Here is a 16,766-nt window from a genome sequence, read left to right on the forward strand (position 1 = left end):
GTGAGCTGACGCACATTGGCATCACCTCAAAATTCGGCGCATCACTGCTCCAGATGGCGCTAATGTACGCTTAATTTTAGGGGGTGACAAGTCAGATTTTTTTATTAATTTTTAGTTACTTACAACTGTCGTGAATCGGCGACACATTAATTTCTTACGGTAATATATTGCCTTTCAGCGACGGGCTTTTTTTCAGATGTATTCTAAGTAAACCACATTGATTTAATGGTTAATTTTGTCTGAAACTCAGACGGGAGACCCTCATCTCCCGCCTGTATCACATCACTCAAACGTTCCTTTCACACAGGCATAGCCGTTACGCACCAGCATTTTTCCTTTCGCCCAGACCTCATCAATATGTAAGCCAGCCGTCAGGATAATAAAATCGGCATCGCAACCCTCTGCCAGTTGCCCTTTATGCGTAAAGCCGAGGAATTCAGCGACGGTTTGCGTGAACGGGCGCAGAGCCTGCTCCAGCGGAAGTTGATGGCGATGAACCAGTTGTTGAAGTGTACATAACAACGATTCAAATCCCGCGACGCCAATTCCCGTCAGTTTTCCTTCGGCATTAAACACGGGCTGGCTACCGTTACCGTCAGAACTCACCGTCATCCGCGCGAGGGGCACGCCGTCGCGAAGGGCACTGGCGATGGCGGTCGCCGCATCTATGGGTGTCTCAATGCTGCTGGTGATATCGATATAGCCGCCTCGCAGCGCGAACGCCTTTGCCTGTGCAAACAGCGGCTCAGCGCGGTTAACGTGAGTGGGCAGCAGCTTGTTAATCGGCACATCGGCGTGTTGCAGGATGGCCTCCAGCGGCGCAAGCCCGCGCGGGCTGTTGCCCATATGAAATACGCTAATGCCTGCTTTTTCGCCCAGCAAACCGCCGACGCGCGCGAGCGCCGCCATATTAGCAAGTTGCTCATTTCCCGGTGCGGAGGAGCGGTGATCGGAAATCGCGCATTTTACGCCAATCACTTTATCGATGAGCGCCACATCGCGATCCACGCTACCGGTGATAGTTGGTGAGGGCAGGGCGTACGCGCCCGTCAGCATCCACGCGCTAATGCCTTCATTTTCCAGCGCCCGGGTTTTCGCCAGCAGCGACTCCGGATGGCGGGTGATGCCATCGGTACCCAGCAGACCGACCACGGACGTAATGCCAGCTTCTACCAGCTTCGACAGACGCACTTCCGGCGTACGTGTATGCGGCCCTGCTTCGCCACCGCCGCCAATCAGATGCACGTGCTGGTCAATAAAACCGGGGCAGACAATGGCCTGTTGCAAATTAATGATCTCGCAGCCGGGCAGCCCGCTGGCGTCAATCTCCGGGGCGATGGCGACAATTTTGCCTCCGGCAACCAGAAAATCCTGTACGCCGAGACACTCCGGCGTATAGAGATGCGCTTGCTTAAACAGACGCAGCCCGGGAAGGGTGATTTCCATATAGAACGCCTCCTATACAAGCGCTTGCATTACCCAGATAGACAGCAGGGCGTTAATGACGCAAATAGTGATGATGTGCGGATAATATTTCGGGTTTACCCCCGCCGTACCCAGGCAGCGCCCGGTATTCTGCACCGGGTTACCCATCAGATATATCGCGGGAAGCAACACCGTCGCATCATGGCCATTCAGTGCGCCAGAAATCACCAGACTCGCGCAAACGCCGATACCGCCGCCCATACTCATCACCGAGGCCAACAATACAGCAGCGGCTTCACCGGGGAGGCCCCACAGCCCCATGACCGGTTCGAAAACCTTGCCAACAATATCCAGCAAGCCGGTAACTTTCAGCGCCTGGATGATCACAAATGCCATCACTACGTTGGGCAACAGGCTGGTGGTGGCGATGGTGAAACCGCGCCGGGCACCCTCGACAAACAGATCCATCACGTTCTTACGGGCGTGCGTGCTCATCCACAGCCTCCTTGCGCTGACGACTTTCGATTTGTGCAATCCACAACCGCAACAGGTTTGCGCCGACAAACTTAAACACCAGAATCACCGCCAGCGGGGTGATTACAGGAACAGTGATTACCGTAAACAGCGCCGCGCCAGAGGAAAAATAGTTCGTGATAATGGCGCTACCGCTGGTCTGAAAGGTGGCGAATATTGCGCGTTCCTGGTCGCTTATCGCGCCTTCCTCCGCCAGTTCTTTGGTCATCCCCGCAGCGGCATCGGTGTTTTGCAGATTGGCAATCAATGCCAGCGAGCAAATACCCGGCACGCCAAGAATCGGCCTGAGAATGGGGGTCATGAGCTGCTGCGCGGCGCGCAATCCGCCCAAGCCTTCGGTAACGGAAATAATGCCAAGCGACAAAATCACCGAAGGCGCCAGTTCAAGGGCAAAGAGAAAACCGTCCTTCGCTCCCGTCCCGCCTGTTCCGCGAAACGACACAACGTTCAGGCCGGCGCTGTTCACCGCGCCAAACGTGCCGTTCAGCACGGTAAAATCAAATACTCGCCACCATTCGGTGGATTTCGCAAAAAAGCCTGAAAAGAAAATGACGGTCATAAAAAAGGCGAGATAACCCACCCAACTGACCTTCTCCTGGATCGGGGATGTTTTTTCCATACTTCCCTCCGGTTGACGTTATCCCTGAAACGCAACCTCCAAAGTAGTTGAACCGCAGCGGGAAACGAACCCTAAGAGAAACTTTTCGGAATTCATAAAGGCACTGTCAGAGAGTGCCGTGGCGCGAAGCACTTCGGTACACCTTCTAAAACGTTGTTGCAGGATAACCATGCCTGATGGCGCTTCCTTATCAGGCATGGCTGCATCATGGGCGTAGGTCGGGTAAGGCGCAGCCACCACCCGACAATTAAGCTGAAGATTATCCGATAGAAACGCCGAACCGTAGGCCGGGTAAGGCGCAGCCGCATCCGGCAATGTCACTGCTCTGACTATTGAAAATAGTGGCGAAACGGCGGAAACCTCCGCTGCCGTTTCGTCGCTCTTCTCTTAATTGAAGGCGACCTTAATCGGCTGTTCAGAGAGTTTGTGGCACGCTTTTAACGTGTGGCTCTTTGCAAAATAGAACATGAACTTATCGCTCTTTGGGTTGTGCATTAAGGTATCGCCGTTACTGAATTTGAAATATTCCGTACCGTTATGCACTTCATGCCCTGCACCCACGTAATAATGTCCCTTCCACAACTCGGAGATATGACCAAAAGCATGCAGCGTGATTTCGATTAGCCCACGCGAGGGGCATTTCAGCTTCAGCACTGTCGAGTTGAAATTAAGTGCCAGGGCAGGGAAGGTCAGCGTCGTTAGTACGGCAATAAAAAACAATTTTTTCATAGGATTGTGTAGGACTTTTCTTATACGGGACGGGCTTTTTACCGTAACGGAAAGTTTACAAAATTGATGCTGGTCAACTAAAACGGCGTTTTGAATTCGCTACGGCGGGTTTTTCTTTATTTTGCGATCTGTATCGGAGCAATGAAGAGCAGCGCTCCGCAGAGCGCTGTAGATTAGGCGCGAATATCGGCGTATTCCGGGGTGGTATCAAATTCGTGTTTAGCGAAGGGGCACAGCGGAATAATTTTGCGATTCTCGTTACGCATTTTTTCCACCACCTTTGCCACCAGTTTCTTGCCGACGCCCTGTCCCTTCAGGCTAGGGTCTACATCGGTATGCTCAATAATACTGAGGTGCTCACCGGTGGGGACAAAAACCACTTCGGCCAGTTGATTACCGTCAGCATCGTTAACGTAAAAACGGTTGTTACCTTCCAGAATTTCCATTTTTTTCTCGCTATGGGTTATTTGGTACGGTATTTCAGCGCGCCGCTTGGGCAGGTATCGATCACCTGTTGCACCACGGTGCTCTCTACATTATCGGGCATAATCCACGGTTTGCGCTTCAAATTGAAGGGCTTGCTATTGCCACGCACGCAGTTGCCCGAGTGCTGACACAGAGTGGTGTTAAAATAGACGTCGATCTTTTCACCGGTGTATACCCGGTATCCGGCGTCGAGAAGTTCTTTATCCATGACATTGCCTCAATTCAAATAAAAGTACTGGCTGTGCTAATCATAGCTTGTCATGGCGTCAGGAGGGAAAGGAATTACTGATTGATTGGGCACGACCCGCTAACAAATATTGCAGAGCGGGTGTAGCTTTTTAAGAATCATTCTCAACTCAGTTATATCGCACTATCGCAGCTTTAGCGCGGACCACGCTTCGCTGGAAAAGCAGACAGAAGAGAGAATCTCAATGGTGCGGTTTTTATTGTTATTAATGTAGTAAGTCGCATCAAGCGTTGGCGTAAGAATATCGCCTTTGTTAATGCTGAAGGCCGATTTGATTTGAGTAATGGTTTTAATTTTGCCGCACTGGGTGACCACTGAAAAAATATCCTGTTTTTCAGTTTTTGAGGTGTCAATGACCTTCCATTCCATGAATATATCCCCAGAAAATATGTCTGATCTTATGCTAGCACAGCCAATCAGCGCTGAAGCCTAAACATTCGGTAAATGAACGTGCGAAACGGTATTTTATTATCCCTTCTCCGTGGTCGCTTACGTTGCCAGCCGGATGAAAGATGTTACATGGAAATTAGCTGCGAGATGCTGACTTCCGGCGACGGGGCTAACTTTGCCGCGCATTATCTATGTTGAGTATTTTCGCTTTCGGATGATTGCCGTTGCAGGATACGGCGCTCGCAAATCACCAGGTGGTGGCTATGCCTGACTCCGCCTGTAGTGAGCGCCGCAACCTGGTTTTTTTACAGCGCCAGACTCTTTTTTTGCGCCATTTTTTTCATCGGAATGAAGGCAATTACTACCGCGCCGAGCACGAGGAATGCGGCGACCATATAGATTCCGGCGTTGAAACTACCGGTGATATCTTTCATCCAGCCCATCAGCAGTGGCCCCAGTGCTGCGCCGGTCATCCCGGTGGCGTTAATCACCGCAATCCCCAGCGCGCGCGCCTGAATTGAGATCGATTGATCTGGCGTGGTCCAGAAAATCACCATCGCGGCAAATGCCCCGGCGGATGCCATCACGATACCGCTGAATTGCAGCATCGGGTTGCTACTGGTTGCCGTCAGTATCCAGCCTGCGGCGGCAAAAAGATAAGGCAGCAGCGTGTGGATTTTCCGCTCATTCAACCGGTCGGAACGCTTACTCCACCAAATCATGCCCACGATGGTGCACACCTGCGGAATGGCGCTGAGTAATCCAATGGTGATGTTATTACTCTCCTGATTAAAACTGCGTAGAATAAGTGGCGTCCAGACGCTTAATGCGCTCAGGGTATTCGTCAGGCAAAAATAAGCCAGCGTGTAGAGCATAATGACCGGGGTAAATAACTCCCGCAGCATGCTGCGCTGCGACATCATTCCGCTGCTGATCCCCTGTTGTGATTGTTGAACCGCGCGTTTATCGGCTTCCAGCATTTCATGAAGACAGGCTTTATCATCGTCGGTCAGCCATTTGGCTTTCGCCGGAGAGTCATCCAGCCAGAACCAGACCACCAGGCCTAATAATACGGAGGGGAAACCTTCCAGCAAAAATAACCACTGCCAGCCCTTCAGATTTAATAAACCATCCATATTCAAAATATAGCCTGATGCCAGCGAGCCTAAGGCCATGGTTACCGGCATCGCAATCATAAACAAGGCGTTAGCACGGGCGCGATACTGCGACGGGAACCAGTAGGTTAAATAGAGCAGCAGCCCTGGCAGGAAGCCCGCTTCGGCGATCCCAACCAGCATTCGCAGTACATAGAGGCTATTTGGCCCGGTGGCGAACATGGTCGCCGTTGAGGCAATTCCCCATACCACCATCAGCACCGCAATCCAGCGTCGGGCACCGACAATCCCTAACATAATATTGCTGGGGATCCCGCAAATGACATACATCACATAAAATAAGGTTGTTGCCAGACCGAACATGGTGCTGGTTAAACCTAAATCTTTGCCCATCGTTAAACCGGCAAAACCAATATTAATGCGATCGAGGTAAGAGAAAACAAATAAAATAAATAAGAAAACAATTAATCGGCGGAATAACTTTTTAATCACCGCTTGTTGTCGCGGGTCCAGTGTATCCTGCGTATCGGAAGGCGGCGATAATACGCTCGAAGAATCATTCATGTCGGGCTCCACATTGCAATGTAATATTATTTTGTTAGCAGGCGAATATTTATCATGCTCAGAATGTTTTATTGACAGAGGCCATCCGAACACGTGCGCTAACGTATAGGTAACAGCGTGATAAGGTGTCAATGGAATCCGTAAAAAATGAGACGGAATTGTTATCTGTGTGGCGTTTTGTGAATCATAAGGTGGGTTTTAGAACATTCATGACAGAGCGAATGCGTGATGATGCTATAGCGTGAACTTATAACCCGGTATACTCAGCGTATCGACGTCTTTTGACTAAGGAAGCTCATGAGTTCAATCAAAAAAACAGCGGATGTGAAGAGCGCGGATGCGGCTTTTCATCGTGAAGAGTTCCCGTTCTACTGGATTGTTAACGTCTATGCGCGCTACACCCAGGTAATGGAAGTGACGTTGAAAAAGGTGCAGCTCGACGTTTCTCGCTTTCGGGTGATGATGATTACCCATCAGTACGGCAAGGCCAGCATCTCGCAAATTTCTGAATATGCGATGGCAAAAATGCCGACCGTCACCAAAATTGTCGGCCGCCTGCGTGACGATGGAATGGTAACCACCGCCAGCAGCGAACAGGATGCCAGGGTGACGGAGGTCATGCTCACGCCTGCCGGAAAGGCGAAAATTGAAGAAGCGCACCGCCTGGCGCAGAAAGTCTTCGAAAAAGGGTTCAAGGGAATGACGCCTGCGCAGGTTGAAAAAATGAACCTGTCGCTGTCGAAAGTGCTGGGTAACCTCAACGAACTGTAGCTTCATAGAGCGATCGTTAAGATTTGTGATCGCGCTAAACTTTTCTTATAACTCCCTGTAATTACTATCGTTAATTCTTATCTGTCGCCCTGAGTTTTCACGGCGACTTCAACGCCTTTCCCTTCTTTTTCTGCGGAAATTCATCGACATAACACAATAGCCATAATGAATAAATGGTTATATTTGCGTTATCGAATTGTGAAAATAACGTGAAATATTACTTGAATATTCACGTAAATCTCTCATGATTGATTTATCGCCATTCAGGGTAAAAAAACAGCGATGACTGTTCGCCTGAATGTGATTCACTTTTTATGGTCAAGGTGTCAATCATGAAGCCAGTTTTTGAGAGCAATGGTTACGTCGAGCAGTTCACGCTCGGCGCGGGCGAACTGCGGTTCGCCGTCAAAGATACGCTGGATATCGCCGGTCACCCGACTCGCGCCGGATGCCCGGCGTTGGCCGATGCGCCGAAAGCGAAGCAGCATGCTCGTATCGTCAAGGTGCTGCTCAATAGCGGCTGCCAACTGACGGGCAAAACTACCCTGCACGAACTGGCGTTTGGCGTCACCGGGATCAACCCCTGGAGCGGCACGCCCGTTAACCCTCAATACCCTACGCTTATCCCCGGCGGTTCGTCGAGCGGCTCCGCAACCGTCGTCGCCAGGGGCGATGCCGATTTCGCCCTCGGTACTGACACCGGAGGTTCCGTCCGAATGCCTGCCGCGTGCTGCGGCGTGCTGGGGCTGAAACCGGGCTATGGCGTGCTCAGCCGACAGGGCGTATTACCTGCCTACAGCTCACTGGACTGCGTTGGGATTTTTGCCCGCGAGCCGCGTATTCTGCGCGACGTGCTGGCGCGCGTGGCGTTACCGGTTGATGCGCCGCTGGCATCTCTGCCCTCAATCGGTTTTATCTTTGCCGCGCAGCCGGACATTGACGCGCTGCTGGTGGATGCGCTGGAAGCGTTGGGCATTGCCGCAAACAGCGTGACGCTTCCGCTGTTAGGCGAAGCGCATCGTGCCGGGCTGACCATCATCAACCGCGAAAACTGGCTGGCGTTTAACGCGCTGCTGGCGAGCGGCGCGGTCTCCCCGGACGTTGCCAGCCGTATTCAGGCCGGAGAATCCATCACCAGCGACCAGCTCGCCAGCGCGGAAAACGTGCGCGCGCAGTTCACCGCTCAGGTGAATGCCCTGCTGGAAGGCACACCGCTGCTGGCGCTGGCGACGCTGCCGGAACTGCCGCCGACGCTGGAAGAGGCGGAAGATCCGCTTAGCGTGGTGAATCTGACGCGGCTGGTGCGCCCCTTCAACCTGAGCGGTCATCCGGCGCTATCGCTGCCGATGGGCGAACTTCAGGGCCGACCCGTCGCGTTGCAACTGGTGGCGGGCTTTGGCGAAGAGGGGCTTCTCGTCCAGGCCGCCGAATGGCTGATGCACCGCCGCCTCTGACGCTCACTGCGCCATAAAACCGTCGAACCGACCACTCAATGCCTTTCGGCGTTGCGGCATCGTGCACCTTTTTGCCGCCCGCCCACGTTAATCGGGAGTCAGCTATGTCCGTCGTACATGTCCGTGAAGAGCTTGTTCCGTTATTGACCGAAGTGACCGCGCGCAGCGCCGATTTCGAGCGCCAGCGCCATGTTTCAGACGACATCATCAGCCGCTTTAAACAGGTAGGCGTCTACCGTGCGCTGGTGCCGAAAATCTACGGCGGCGACGAGTGTTCTCCGGCGCAGTTTTGCGAACTGATTGAGCAAATCGCCACCGCAGATGGCTCGGCAGGCTGGGTCGCCAGTTTTGGTATGAGCCCGTTTTATCTCGGCGCGCTGCCGCCGGATACCCTGAAAGAACTCTATCGCAATGGCCCCGATGTGGTGTTTGCGGGGGGCATCTACCCGACGCACAAAGCGCAACTGGCCGATGGCGGCTATCGCGTAAGCGGACGCTGGTGCTTTGCCAGCGGCAGTATGGGCGCATCGGTGTTTGGCGTCGGCATTCAGCCGGAAGGGGAGAACACGCTACCGCGCATGGCGGTGCTGCCGCGCGAAAGTATTCATATCGACCCGGTGTGGGATACGGTCGGGCTGGCGGGAACCGGTAGCCATGATTTGCTGGTGGATGACGCGTATGTGCCGCAGGAGTGGACCTTTATTCGCGGCGGTGCGCTGAATCTGGAAGGCGCGCTGTATCGCTATCCGGTGCTGTCGCTCGCCACGCAGGTGCTGTCCGTTGTGGCGCTGGGCGCGGCCCGCGCGGCACTGAATGAAATCTATCAGATTGCCCATCGTCAGCAGTCAGTTACCGGCGCGCCGCGCCTGGCCGACCGACCGCAGGCGCAGATGCAAATCGCCCGTTGTGAAGCAGAACTGCGCTCGGCGCGCGCCTGGTTTTACGAGGCCATTGATGACGTCTGGCAGCGTCTGCTGGTCGGGAATGAGCCGAGCCAGCAGCAGGTCAACGCCCTGCGGCTTTCTTCTACACACGTCACCCGCGTGGCGGCAGACGTTGCCCGTCAGGCGCTGGCGCTCAACGGGATGGGCGGCGTCACCATGACCAGCCCGCTCCAGCGTTATGTGCGCGACACGATGGTGATTACCCAACATGCCTTTATGGGCGACCTCTCGTACCTGAACGCCGGTACGGTCTTTTTCGGCGGCAAACCGCTGCCGGGTTATCTCTGAATTTCTGAAAGGAGCAACAAATGAGCCAGAACACATTACGCGTGCTGTTTTGTATCGGTGTGAACCAGAACTTTTTCGATGCCACGCCGGCGGAAGCCAAACAGGTGTGGGGCGCGTTCGGCGTGATGATGAAAGGGATGGAAGAGACGCCGGGCATCCGCGTCATCGGCAACATGGATGATGACCAGTTGATGGTCGGCCCGTCGACCACCGCCCCGTGGACCACCTACGTGCTGGCGGATGCCGACACCCTGGAAAGCGTGGCGGCGGTCTGCAACCTGTTCCGCACCACGCCGGTCGGTGAAAGCAAGCTGTGGAAGTACTGCAAGATTGAAGCGCGCGTGGGTCGCGAACTGATTATTCAGGGTTAAGGAGAGGGCGATGAACTCACAGGATGCGCAGCGTCTGCAACAGCTTGAAGACCAGCAGGATGCGCGGGTATGCATCAGCAACTATATGCGCCTGTGCGACCAGCTTGAAACTCCGGCGACCGTGCGGGCGATTGGCGCGCTGTTTACCACCAATGCCTGCTGGGAAGGCGTGGGCGAACCGTATGCCACACGCCTTGGCAGGCATGTCGGACGCAACGCCATTGAAAGCATGATGGCCGGATACGTCAAAACGCCCGCGCATTTTGCGATGAACGCCCATTTTTTGTGCTCGGAAGCCCTTATCCAGCAGCCGGATGGCCTGCTTTTCGGGCGCTGGCTGATGCTGCAAACCTCCAGTTTTACCGCCGGAGGATCGCATCTCAATGCGGCGGAACTGAACGTGGAGTTTCGCCGCGAAGCCGGTGTGATGCGAATGCACCATTTCACGACGCGCAATCTGTTCAGCAGGCCAGTTGACCACTGGCACGCCGCAGATGTGCTGCCTGTACCTGACAATAAATAGAGAGTCGAGCGATGCAGTGTGATAACCAGATCCCCGTAAAAAATATCGAAGCGAATGTTCCCGACTGCGCGGAAATCGCCGCGCTGGTGCAGTCTGACCGGGTGCATACCTCACTTTATAATTCCGAGACCCTGTTCAACCTTGAGCTGAATAGGATCTTCAGCAAAACCTGGGTATGGGTGGCGCATACCAGCGAAATCCCGGATACCGGCAGTTTCAAAACCACCGAGATCGGCACGCAGCCGGTTATTGTCGTGCGCGACCGCAAAGGCAACGTGCATACGCTGCTCAACCGTTGCCGTCACCGCGCCGCCACCGTGTGCGAACACCGCACCGGCAAAACCAACAGTTTTGTCTGTCCGTATCATGGCTGGGGCTATGCTCTGGACGGCAGCCTGCGCGGGGTTCCGCACCCGGAAAGCTATGCCGATCAACTGGAAAAAGGCGAACTGGGGCTGGTGTCGCTGCGCACCGAACAATACGCCGGCATGATCTTCGCCACCTTTAATGAGCACATCGAACCGCTGGAAGATTTCCTCGGTGCGGCGAAAAAGTGGATGGATCTGTTTATGAAGCAGGGTGCGGGTTATCCCATTAAAACCGGCCCGGCGCACCGTTTCCGCTTCCCCGGCAACTGGAAGATCCAACTGGAAAATACCACCGACGGCTATCACTTCCCGGTTGTTCACCGCTCGTTTTTAAGTTCGGTCGATAAGCAGACCGAAGAGATGCTCAACTTCGTTGACGGCAGCGGCTATGTGGAAGATCTCGGCAACGGTCACAGCGTGATGGTAATGATCCCGGAACTGGTGGATCTGGAAGCTAATCTTGATGCGCCAATCCCGGAGCGATTTGTTGCGTTGGCCGACGAATTGCGTAAAGACCACGATGAAGATCAGGTACGTCGCATTGTGCGTGCCGTCGGCGGTTCCGGCTTTAACCTCAACATTTTCCCGAATATTGCCTGTTCAATGGCCTTCTTCCGCGTGCTGCAACCCGTCTCGGTGAACGAAACCGAAATTCACCATGCGGTGATCACCATGGACGGCGGCCCGGAAATTGCCAACCAGGCGCGGCTGCGTCTGCACGAGCATTTCCAGGGGCCGATGGGCTTTGGCACGCCGGATGACTCCGAAGCGTGGGAGCGCGTGCAGCGCGGGGCAACGGCGGGCAACGACCTGTGGATCATGCTCAACCGCGGGCTGACGGGGGAATACCGCAGCGACGACGGCCTGCGCAGCGACGTGAGCGCCGAAACCGGGATGCGCGCGGCGTATCAACAGTGGAAAAAACTGATGACGGAGGCGGAATAATGACGCCAGATACGGTTCTGATTTCCGCGATGGAAATTATCAATCTCGAAGGCGACTTGCTCGATCAGGGCGAGTTCAATGCCTGGCTGGAGCTGTGGCAGCGCGATGGCCTGTACATCGTGCCGATCGACCCACAGGAGACGGATTTCAAAAATACCCTCAACTACGCCTGCGACGATCACGAAATGCGCGAGCGTCGGGTGAAGCGTCTTTACAGCGGTGAGTCAATTTCCACCACGCCGCGTGCCCGCACGCTGCGCACGCTCTCGCGCTTCCGTTTGCTGGATAGCGAGGGTGAGGACATCGTGGTGCGCGGCGCGCAGTCGCTGTGGGAACACCGCAAAGGCTACAGCCGTCACTACGCGGCGGATATCACCTGGCACCTGCAACCGCAGGGCGACAAGTTGCTGATTAAGCAAAAGGTAATTCGTCTTATCAACAGCGACGATGTGCTGCACAGCATCGGCTACATCCTGTAAGGAGCGCGTTATGACGCAAACCGTATTAGTCACCGGCGCGGCCGCCGGGCTGGGCAACGTCATCGCCACGCATCTGTTGTCGCAGGGGTATCAGGTGGTGCTCTCGGACGTGAGCCTTGCGCGCGCGCAACAGGCGGCGGACAAACTCGATAACGGCGCAGGTCACGTGCTGGCGCTGGAACTGGATATCCGCCAGCCGCAGGCGTTTGCGCAGGCGCTAAAGGCGATTGAAACCCGCTTCGGCAGCCTGGAGGTGCTGGTGAACAATGCCGCTCTGACCCTGGCGACACCGGTGATGGAGATTGACGTTGAAGAGTTTGACCGGGTGATCTCCACCAATCTACGCGGCACGTTCGTTGGCTGCCAGACGATTGGGCGCTATTTCGCCAAAAAAGGCTACGGGCGAATTATCAATCTGGCGTCGCTGGCCGGACAGAACGGTGGCACGGCCTCCGGGGCGCATTACGCGGCATCGAAAGGCGGCATCCTGACGCTGACCAAAATCTTCGCCCGCGAGCTGGGGAAATCCGGCGTAACGGTGAATGCCATCGCGCCGGGGCCGATGGATCTCCCGTCCGTTCACGCGCTGGTGCCGGAAGAGAAAATGGCCGGGTTGTTACAGATGATCCCGGTGGGTAAGTTGGGCGATGCCGAATTTGTCGCTCAGGCCGTGGCACTGCTGGCTTCACCGCAGGCGGCGTTTGTCACCGGGGCGACCTGGGACATCAACGGCGGTCTGTTCATGCGTTAAGGAGTCGCCATGCTGACACTGCATATTATTAAGCGCGAGCTTCAGGGGGAGGTCGTCCTGCTGACGCTTGCCGACGCAACCGGCGCTGAACTGCCTGCGTTCACCGCCGGGGCGCACGTCGACCTGCATCTGACTGACGATCTGGTGCGCCCGTATTCGCTCTGCGGCGATCCGGCAGATCGCCACTGCTATCAACTGGGCATCCTCAAAGATAGCCAGTCGAAAGGCGGATCGCTGGCGGCACACGCGCTTCAGGAGGGCGAATCGATAACGGTGAGCCTGCCGCGCAATCTGTTTGCCCTTGATGCGCGCGCGGCGCACAGCCTGCTGATTGGCGGCGGGATTGGTATCACGCCGATGCTGGCGATGGCGGCGGAGCTGCACGCCGCCGGGCGCGCGTTTTCGCTGCATTACTGCGCCCATTCGCGCCCGCAGGCGGCGTTTGTTGCCGAACTGGAAAAAGCGCCGTGGGCGGATCGCGTATGGCTGCATTTCAGTGATGAACAACGCATTGATTTGCCCGCGGTATTAAGTGATGTACCGGCTAACACGCATGTCTATGTTTGCGGCCCCACGCGGCTGATGGAGGCGGTGAGCGAGCAGGCAAACGCCGCCGGTTATGCGGCTGAAAACGTTCATCAGGAGTGCTTTAGCGCGGACGTTGAAGTTAGCGGTAAGGCTTTCGACGTGGTCGCCGCCACCAGCGGGATTACCGTGCGGGTGCTGGAAAACCAGACCATCGTCGAGGCGCTGGCACTGGCCGGGTTGAAGGTGTGCGTCTCCTGTAAGCAGGGGATTTGCGGCAGTTGCCTGACGGATGTGATTGAGGGCGAGCCGGATCACCGCGACAGCTATCTGACAGACGAGGAGAAAGCCGATGGCGACCAGATCCTGCTCTGTTGTTCCCGGGCGAAAAGCGCCCGTCTGATTATCGATCTCTGAGGATTTCAGCATGAATTTGCAGACCGAGTTTCGTAATGCGATGGCGCAACTGGGCAGCGCGGTGTCGGTGATCACTACCGATGGCCCGGCGGGGAAATTTGGCTTTACCGCCTCTGCCGTGTGCAGCGTCACGGATCAACCGCCGACCCTGTTGGTGTGTATGAACCGCAACTCTTTTGCCAACGCGCACTTCAAGCAAAACGGCGCGCTGTGCGTGAACGTGCTTTCCGGCACGCATCAGGAGTTATCGGGCATTTTCGCCAATGCGACCCTGCGTTCCGAAGAGCGTTTCGCTTACGACCGCTGGCAGGTGATGGCGAGCGGCGCGCCGGTACTTAGTTCCGCCGTCGCCAGCTTCGACTGCGTGATTGACGACTGCCATGAAGTGGGCAGCCACACGGTATTTTATTGCCAGGTGCAGGCGATTCGCATCAGCGAGCAGCCGCGCGGGCTGGTCTATTTTAACCGTCGTTACCATACGGTAGGCGGCGATATTGAGGTGAAAGCCTAACCCATTGAGGAGCCTGGCTTATGAGCAATACCGCAGCAGCACCGCACGACCCAAAGCAAATGCGTAAACTGGTGATCGCCTCCGTTCTGGGCAATGCGCTGGAATGGTATGACTTCTTTCTCTATGGCACGGCGGCGGCGTTAGTCTTCGGCCCGCTCTTCTTCCCGGTCGGCGGCGACCCGCTACAGGGCACATTACTGGCGTTTTCCGGCTTTGCGGTCGGTTTTCTGGCGCGCCCGCTGGGCGGCATTGTCTTTGGTCACTTAGGCGATCGCTACAGCCGTAAGATGACGTTAATCATGACGTTAACGCTGATGGGCGCGACAACCTTCGTCATCGGCCTGCTGCCGATTTATAGCCAGATTGGCATCTGGGCGCCGATTTGTCTGATCACGCTGCGCTTTTTGCAGGGCGTGGCCTCGGGCGGCGAGTGGGGCGGCGGCGTGTTGATGCTGAGTGAAAATGCCCCGGCTTCAAGGCGCGGCTTCTTTACCGCCTGGAGCCAGATGGGGGTTTCCGGTGGCTTTGTGCTCTCGGCATTTGCTTTTTACCTGGTGCAGAAGCTGCCGGAATCTGACTTTATGACCTGGGGCTGGCGCGTGCCGTTCCTGCTGAGCCTGCTGATCTTCCTGGTTGGTGTGTATATTCGCAAAAACATCCGCGAAAGCGAGGCTTTCCAGCAGGCGAAGCCGGAAGACAAACATGAAAAAATACCGTTGCTGGTGCTACTGCGCGAACATCCGAAAGCGCTGATGCAGGCGATTGCCCTGCGTCTGCCGGAGAACGGCGCATCCTATATTTTCTTCACCTTCTCGGTGGTGTACGCCAAACATATTGGTATATCAACGAGCATTATTATCAGCGCGGTGACGCTGGCGATGCTGATTGAGTTTTTCTCGATTCTGTTCTGGGGCGCGCTCTCCGATCGCATCGGCCTGAAACGCGTCTATTACATCGGCGTGATTGGCCTGCTGGTGATGGCTTTCCCGTTCTTCTGGCTGGTTTCGACCGGCGAATATAGCTGGATTATGCTGGCGATGTTCCTCGGTCTGCCGGTGTGTCACGGGGCGATGATCGGCACGCAGCCGTGCATCATGAGCGACCTGTTCCCGGTGCGCGTGCGCTACTCCGGCCTGGCGCTGGGGCATGAAGTGGGTTCTATCTTCTCCGGCGGGCTGGGGCCGATGCTCGCCGTCGCGCTGTTTATCGAGTTTGACGCCGCCTGGCCGGTATCGCTGTTGTTGATTGTCTATGCGCTACTGGCGTGGATTGCGTTGTGGAGCCTGCCTGCGCAGGAGACACCTGTCCTGAGTCAACCTACAAAAACCTTACCCTACAATGAGGTATAAGCAATGTCAGTGAATCCTGTGAACACATCAGAAGTGGAAAAATTACTCGCCGTCAGCAGCGGTTTTCTCTCACAACAGGGAAACGAGCGTTTTAAGGAGATCATGCATCACCTGCTGGGCGATATCTGTCAGACCATTAAAAAATTTGATATCAGCGACGAAGAGTTCTGGCTGGCGGTGAACTATCTCAACGAGCTGGGCGAACGCAAAGAAGCGGCGCTGCTGGCGGCGGGGCTGGGGCTGGAGCACTACCTCGACATTCGCGCCGATGAAAAAGAGGCGGCGGCAGGTAATGAAACAGGCACCCCGCGCACCATCGAAGGGCCGTTGTACGTGGCGAACGCGCCGCTGAGTGAAGGTTTTGCCCGCATGGATGATGGCAAAGAGCAGGGTGAAATCATGTGGTTACAGGGCGTGGTGAAAGATAAGCAGGGGCGTCCGGTGGCGGATGCCGTTGTGGATATCTGGCACGCCAACACGTTGGGTGGTTACTCGTTCTTTGATCAATCTCAGAGCGAATACAACCTGCGCCGCCGCGTGCTGACCGACGCCAACGGTCACTATGCGGTACGCAGCATTGTGCCGTGCGGTTACGGCTGCCCGCCGGATGGCCCGACGCAGAAATTGCTCAACGGTTTAGGCCGTCACGGCAACCGCCCGGCGCATATCCACTTCTTTGTATCCGCGCCGGGTTATAAACACCTGACTACGCAAATTAACCTCAATGGCGATGCGTACCTGTGGGATGATTTTGCTTTCGCCACACGCGATGGGCTGATTGCCGACCCGGTCAAAGTGGACAACGAAGCGGTGGCTTATGAGCGTGGCATTCACCAGCCGCATACGGAAGTGAACTTTGATTTTACGCTGGTGGCAGCGACGCAGAACAGTGAAGAGGAACGTGGGAAGCGGTTACGCGTGAAGGAGTAAATTAACGCAGTCGGCGCAAATTGCTGACAAC

Annotated in this window: 20 protein-coding genes; 12 read left to right on the forward strand and 8 right to left on the reverse strand. The window is 55.5% G+C overall.

The features are described from left to right. Positions 1 to 282: 282 nt before the first annotated feature. The 8 genes from iadA to hpaX all read right to left on the reverse strand — a co-directional run bounded on the left by iadA (position 283) and on the right by hpaX (position 6,109). Entirely contained in the window at positions 283 to 1,446 is a 1,164-nt protein-coding gene (gene iadA, locus F0Q32_RS03145) for a beta-aspartyl-peptidase (protein ID WP_149461933.1), read from the reverse strand. 12 nt (positions 1,447 to 1,458) lie between these two features. Continuing rightward, positions 1,459 to 1,920, reverse strand: a complete 462-nt coding sequence (locus tag F0Q32_RS03150; protein ID WP_149461934.1) for a YjiG family protein — start codon at positions 1,918 to 1,920, stop codon at positions 1,459 to 1,461. After that, a complete protein-coding gene (locus F0Q32_RS03155; protein ID WP_149461935.1) occupies positions 1,901 to 2,578 on the reverse strand; it encodes a nucleoside recognition domain-containing protein in 678 nt (225 codons plus the stop codon). The genes F0Q32_RS03150 and F0Q32_RS03155 overlap by 20 nt, the downstream gene beginning before the upstream one ends. A gap of 387 nt (positions 2,579 to 2,965) precedes the next feature. Continuing rightward, the gene (locus F0Q32_RS03160; protein ID WP_149461936.1) at positions 2,966 to 3,307 is read right to left on the reverse strand and encodes a hypothetical protein; all 342 of its coding nucleotides are present in this window, start codon (positions 3,305 to 3,307) and stop codon (positions 2,966 to 2,968) included. A gap of 173 nt (positions 3,308 to 3,480) precedes the next feature. Next, positions 3,481 to 3,753 (reverse strand): GNAT family N-acetyltransferase, encoded by a 273-nt coding sequence (locus F0Q32_RS03165; protein WP_015963562.1) that lies wholly within the window; start codon positions 3,751 to 3,753, stop codon positions 3,481 to 3,483. Between the two features lie 17 nt (positions 3,754 to 3,770). Beyond that, entirely contained in the window at positions 3,771 to 4,001 is a 231-nt protein-coding gene (locus F0Q32_RS03170) for a (4Fe-4S)-binding protein (RefSeq protein ID WP_149461937.1), read from the reverse strand. 162 nt (positions 4,002 to 4,163) lie between these two features. Continuing rightward, positions 4,164 to 4,409, reverse strand: a complete 246-nt coding sequence (locus tag F0Q32_RS03175; RefSeq protein WP_149461938.1) for a hypothetical protein — start codon at positions 4,407 to 4,409, stop codon at positions 4,164 to 4,166. 326 nt (positions 4,410 to 4,735) lie between these two features. Continuing rightward, on the reverse strand, positions 4,736 to 6,109 hold the full coding sequence (gene hpaX, locus F0Q32_RS03180; RefSeq protein WP_149461939.1) for a 4-hydroxyphenylacetate permease: 1,374 nt from the start codon (positions 6,107 to 6,109) through the stop codon (positions 4,736 to 4,738). 297 nt (positions 6,110 to 6,406) lie between these two features. On the opposite strand from hpaX, the gene F0Q32_RS03185 reads away from it, so the two are divergent. From F0Q32_RS03185 to catA, 12 genes are all read left to right on the forward strand, one after another. Beyond that, on the forward strand, positions 6,407 to 6,880 hold the full coding sequence (locus F0Q32_RS03185; protein ID WP_149461940.1) for a MarR family winged helix-turn-helix transcriptional regulator: 474 nt from the start codon (positions 6,407 to 6,409) through the stop codon (positions 6,878 to 6,880). Between the two features lie 332 nt (positions 6,881 to 7,212). After that, entirely contained in the window at positions 7,213 to 8,334 is a 1,122-nt protein-coding gene (locus F0Q32_RS03190; RefSeq protein ID WP_149461941.1) for an amidase, read from the forward strand. Positions 8,335 to 8,438: 104 nt separating this feature from the next. After that, entirely contained in the window at positions 8,439 to 9,566 is a 1,128-nt protein-coding gene (locus F0Q32_RS03195; protein WP_149461942.1) for an acyl-CoA dehydrogenase family protein, read from the forward strand. Positions 9,567 to 9,586: 20 nt separating this feature from the next. Then, positions 9,587 to 9,937, forward strand: a complete 351-nt coding sequence (locus tag F0Q32_RS03200) for a hypothetical protein (protein WP_000081594.1) — start codon at positions 9,587 to 9,589, stop codon at positions 9,935 to 9,937. Between the two features lie 10 nt (positions 9,938 to 9,947). Continuing rightward, a complete protein-coding gene (locus F0Q32_RS03205) occupies positions 9,948 to 10,460 on the forward strand; it encodes a nuclear transport factor 2 family protein (protein WP_001088016.1) in 513 nt (170 codons plus the stop codon). An 11-nt stretch (positions 10,461 to 10,471) separates the two neighbouring features. Next, the gene (locus F0Q32_RS03210) at positions 10,472 to 11,773 is read left to right on the forward strand and encodes a Rieske 2Fe-2S domain-containing protein (RefSeq protein ID WP_149461943.1); all 1,302 of its coding nucleotides are present in this window, start codon (positions 10,472 to 10,474) and stop codon (positions 11,771 to 11,773) included. Next, positions 11,773 to 12,252 carry an aromatic-ring-hydroxylating dioxygenase subunit beta gene (locus F0Q32_RS03215; RefSeq protein WP_000186925.1) on the forward strand — a complete coding sequence of 160 codons (480 nt, stop codon included), beginning with the start codon at positions 11,773 to 11,775 and terminating at the stop codon, positions 12,250 to 12,252. The genes F0Q32_RS03210 and F0Q32_RS03215 overlap by 1 nt, the downstream gene beginning before the upstream one ends. A gap of 10 nt (positions 12,253 to 12,262) precedes the next feature. Then, positions 12,263 to 13,003 (forward strand): SDR family NAD(P)-dependent oxidoreductase, encoded by a 741-nt coding sequence (locus tag F0Q32_RS03220; RefSeq protein WP_148048193.1) that lies wholly within the window; start codon positions 12,263 to 12,265, stop codon positions 13,001 to 13,003. Positions 13,004 to 13,012: 9 nt separating this feature from the next. Further along, positions 13,013 to 13,945, forward strand: coding sequence for a PDR/VanB family oxidoreductase (locus F0Q32_RS03225; RefSeq protein WP_149461944.1), 933 nt, complete (start codon positions 13,013 to 13,015; stop codon positions 13,943 to 13,945). Positions 13,946 to 13,955: 10 nt separating this feature from the next. Continuing rightward, positions 13,956 to 14,456, forward strand: coding sequence for a flavin reductase (locus tag F0Q32_RS03230; RefSeq protein WP_149461945.1), 501 nt, complete (start codon positions 13,956 to 13,958; stop codon positions 14,454 to 14,456). Between the two features lie 20 nt (positions 14,457 to 14,476). Continuing rightward, complete coding sequence (locus tag F0Q32_RS03235) at positions 14,477 to 15,805, forward strand: MFS transporter (RefSeq protein ID WP_149461946.1); 1,329 nt, start codon at positions 14,477 to 14,479, stop codon at positions 15,803 to 15,805. 3 nt (positions 15,806 to 15,808) lie between these two features. Next, entirely contained in the window at positions 15,809 to 16,735 is a 927-nt protein-coding gene (gene catA / locus F0Q32_RS03240) for a catechol 1,2-dioxygenase (RefSeq protein ID WP_149461947.1), read from the forward strand. The last annotated feature ends 31 nt before the right edge of the window (positions 16,736 to 16,766 follow it).

It is taken from the genome of Pseudocitrobacter sp. 73 (genome assembly GCF_008369545.1).
In the GTDB taxonomy this organism is placed as follows: Bacteria; Pseudomonadota; Gammaproteobacteria; order Enterobacterales; family Enterobacteriaceae; genus Pseudocitrobacter; species Pseudocitrobacter vendiensis.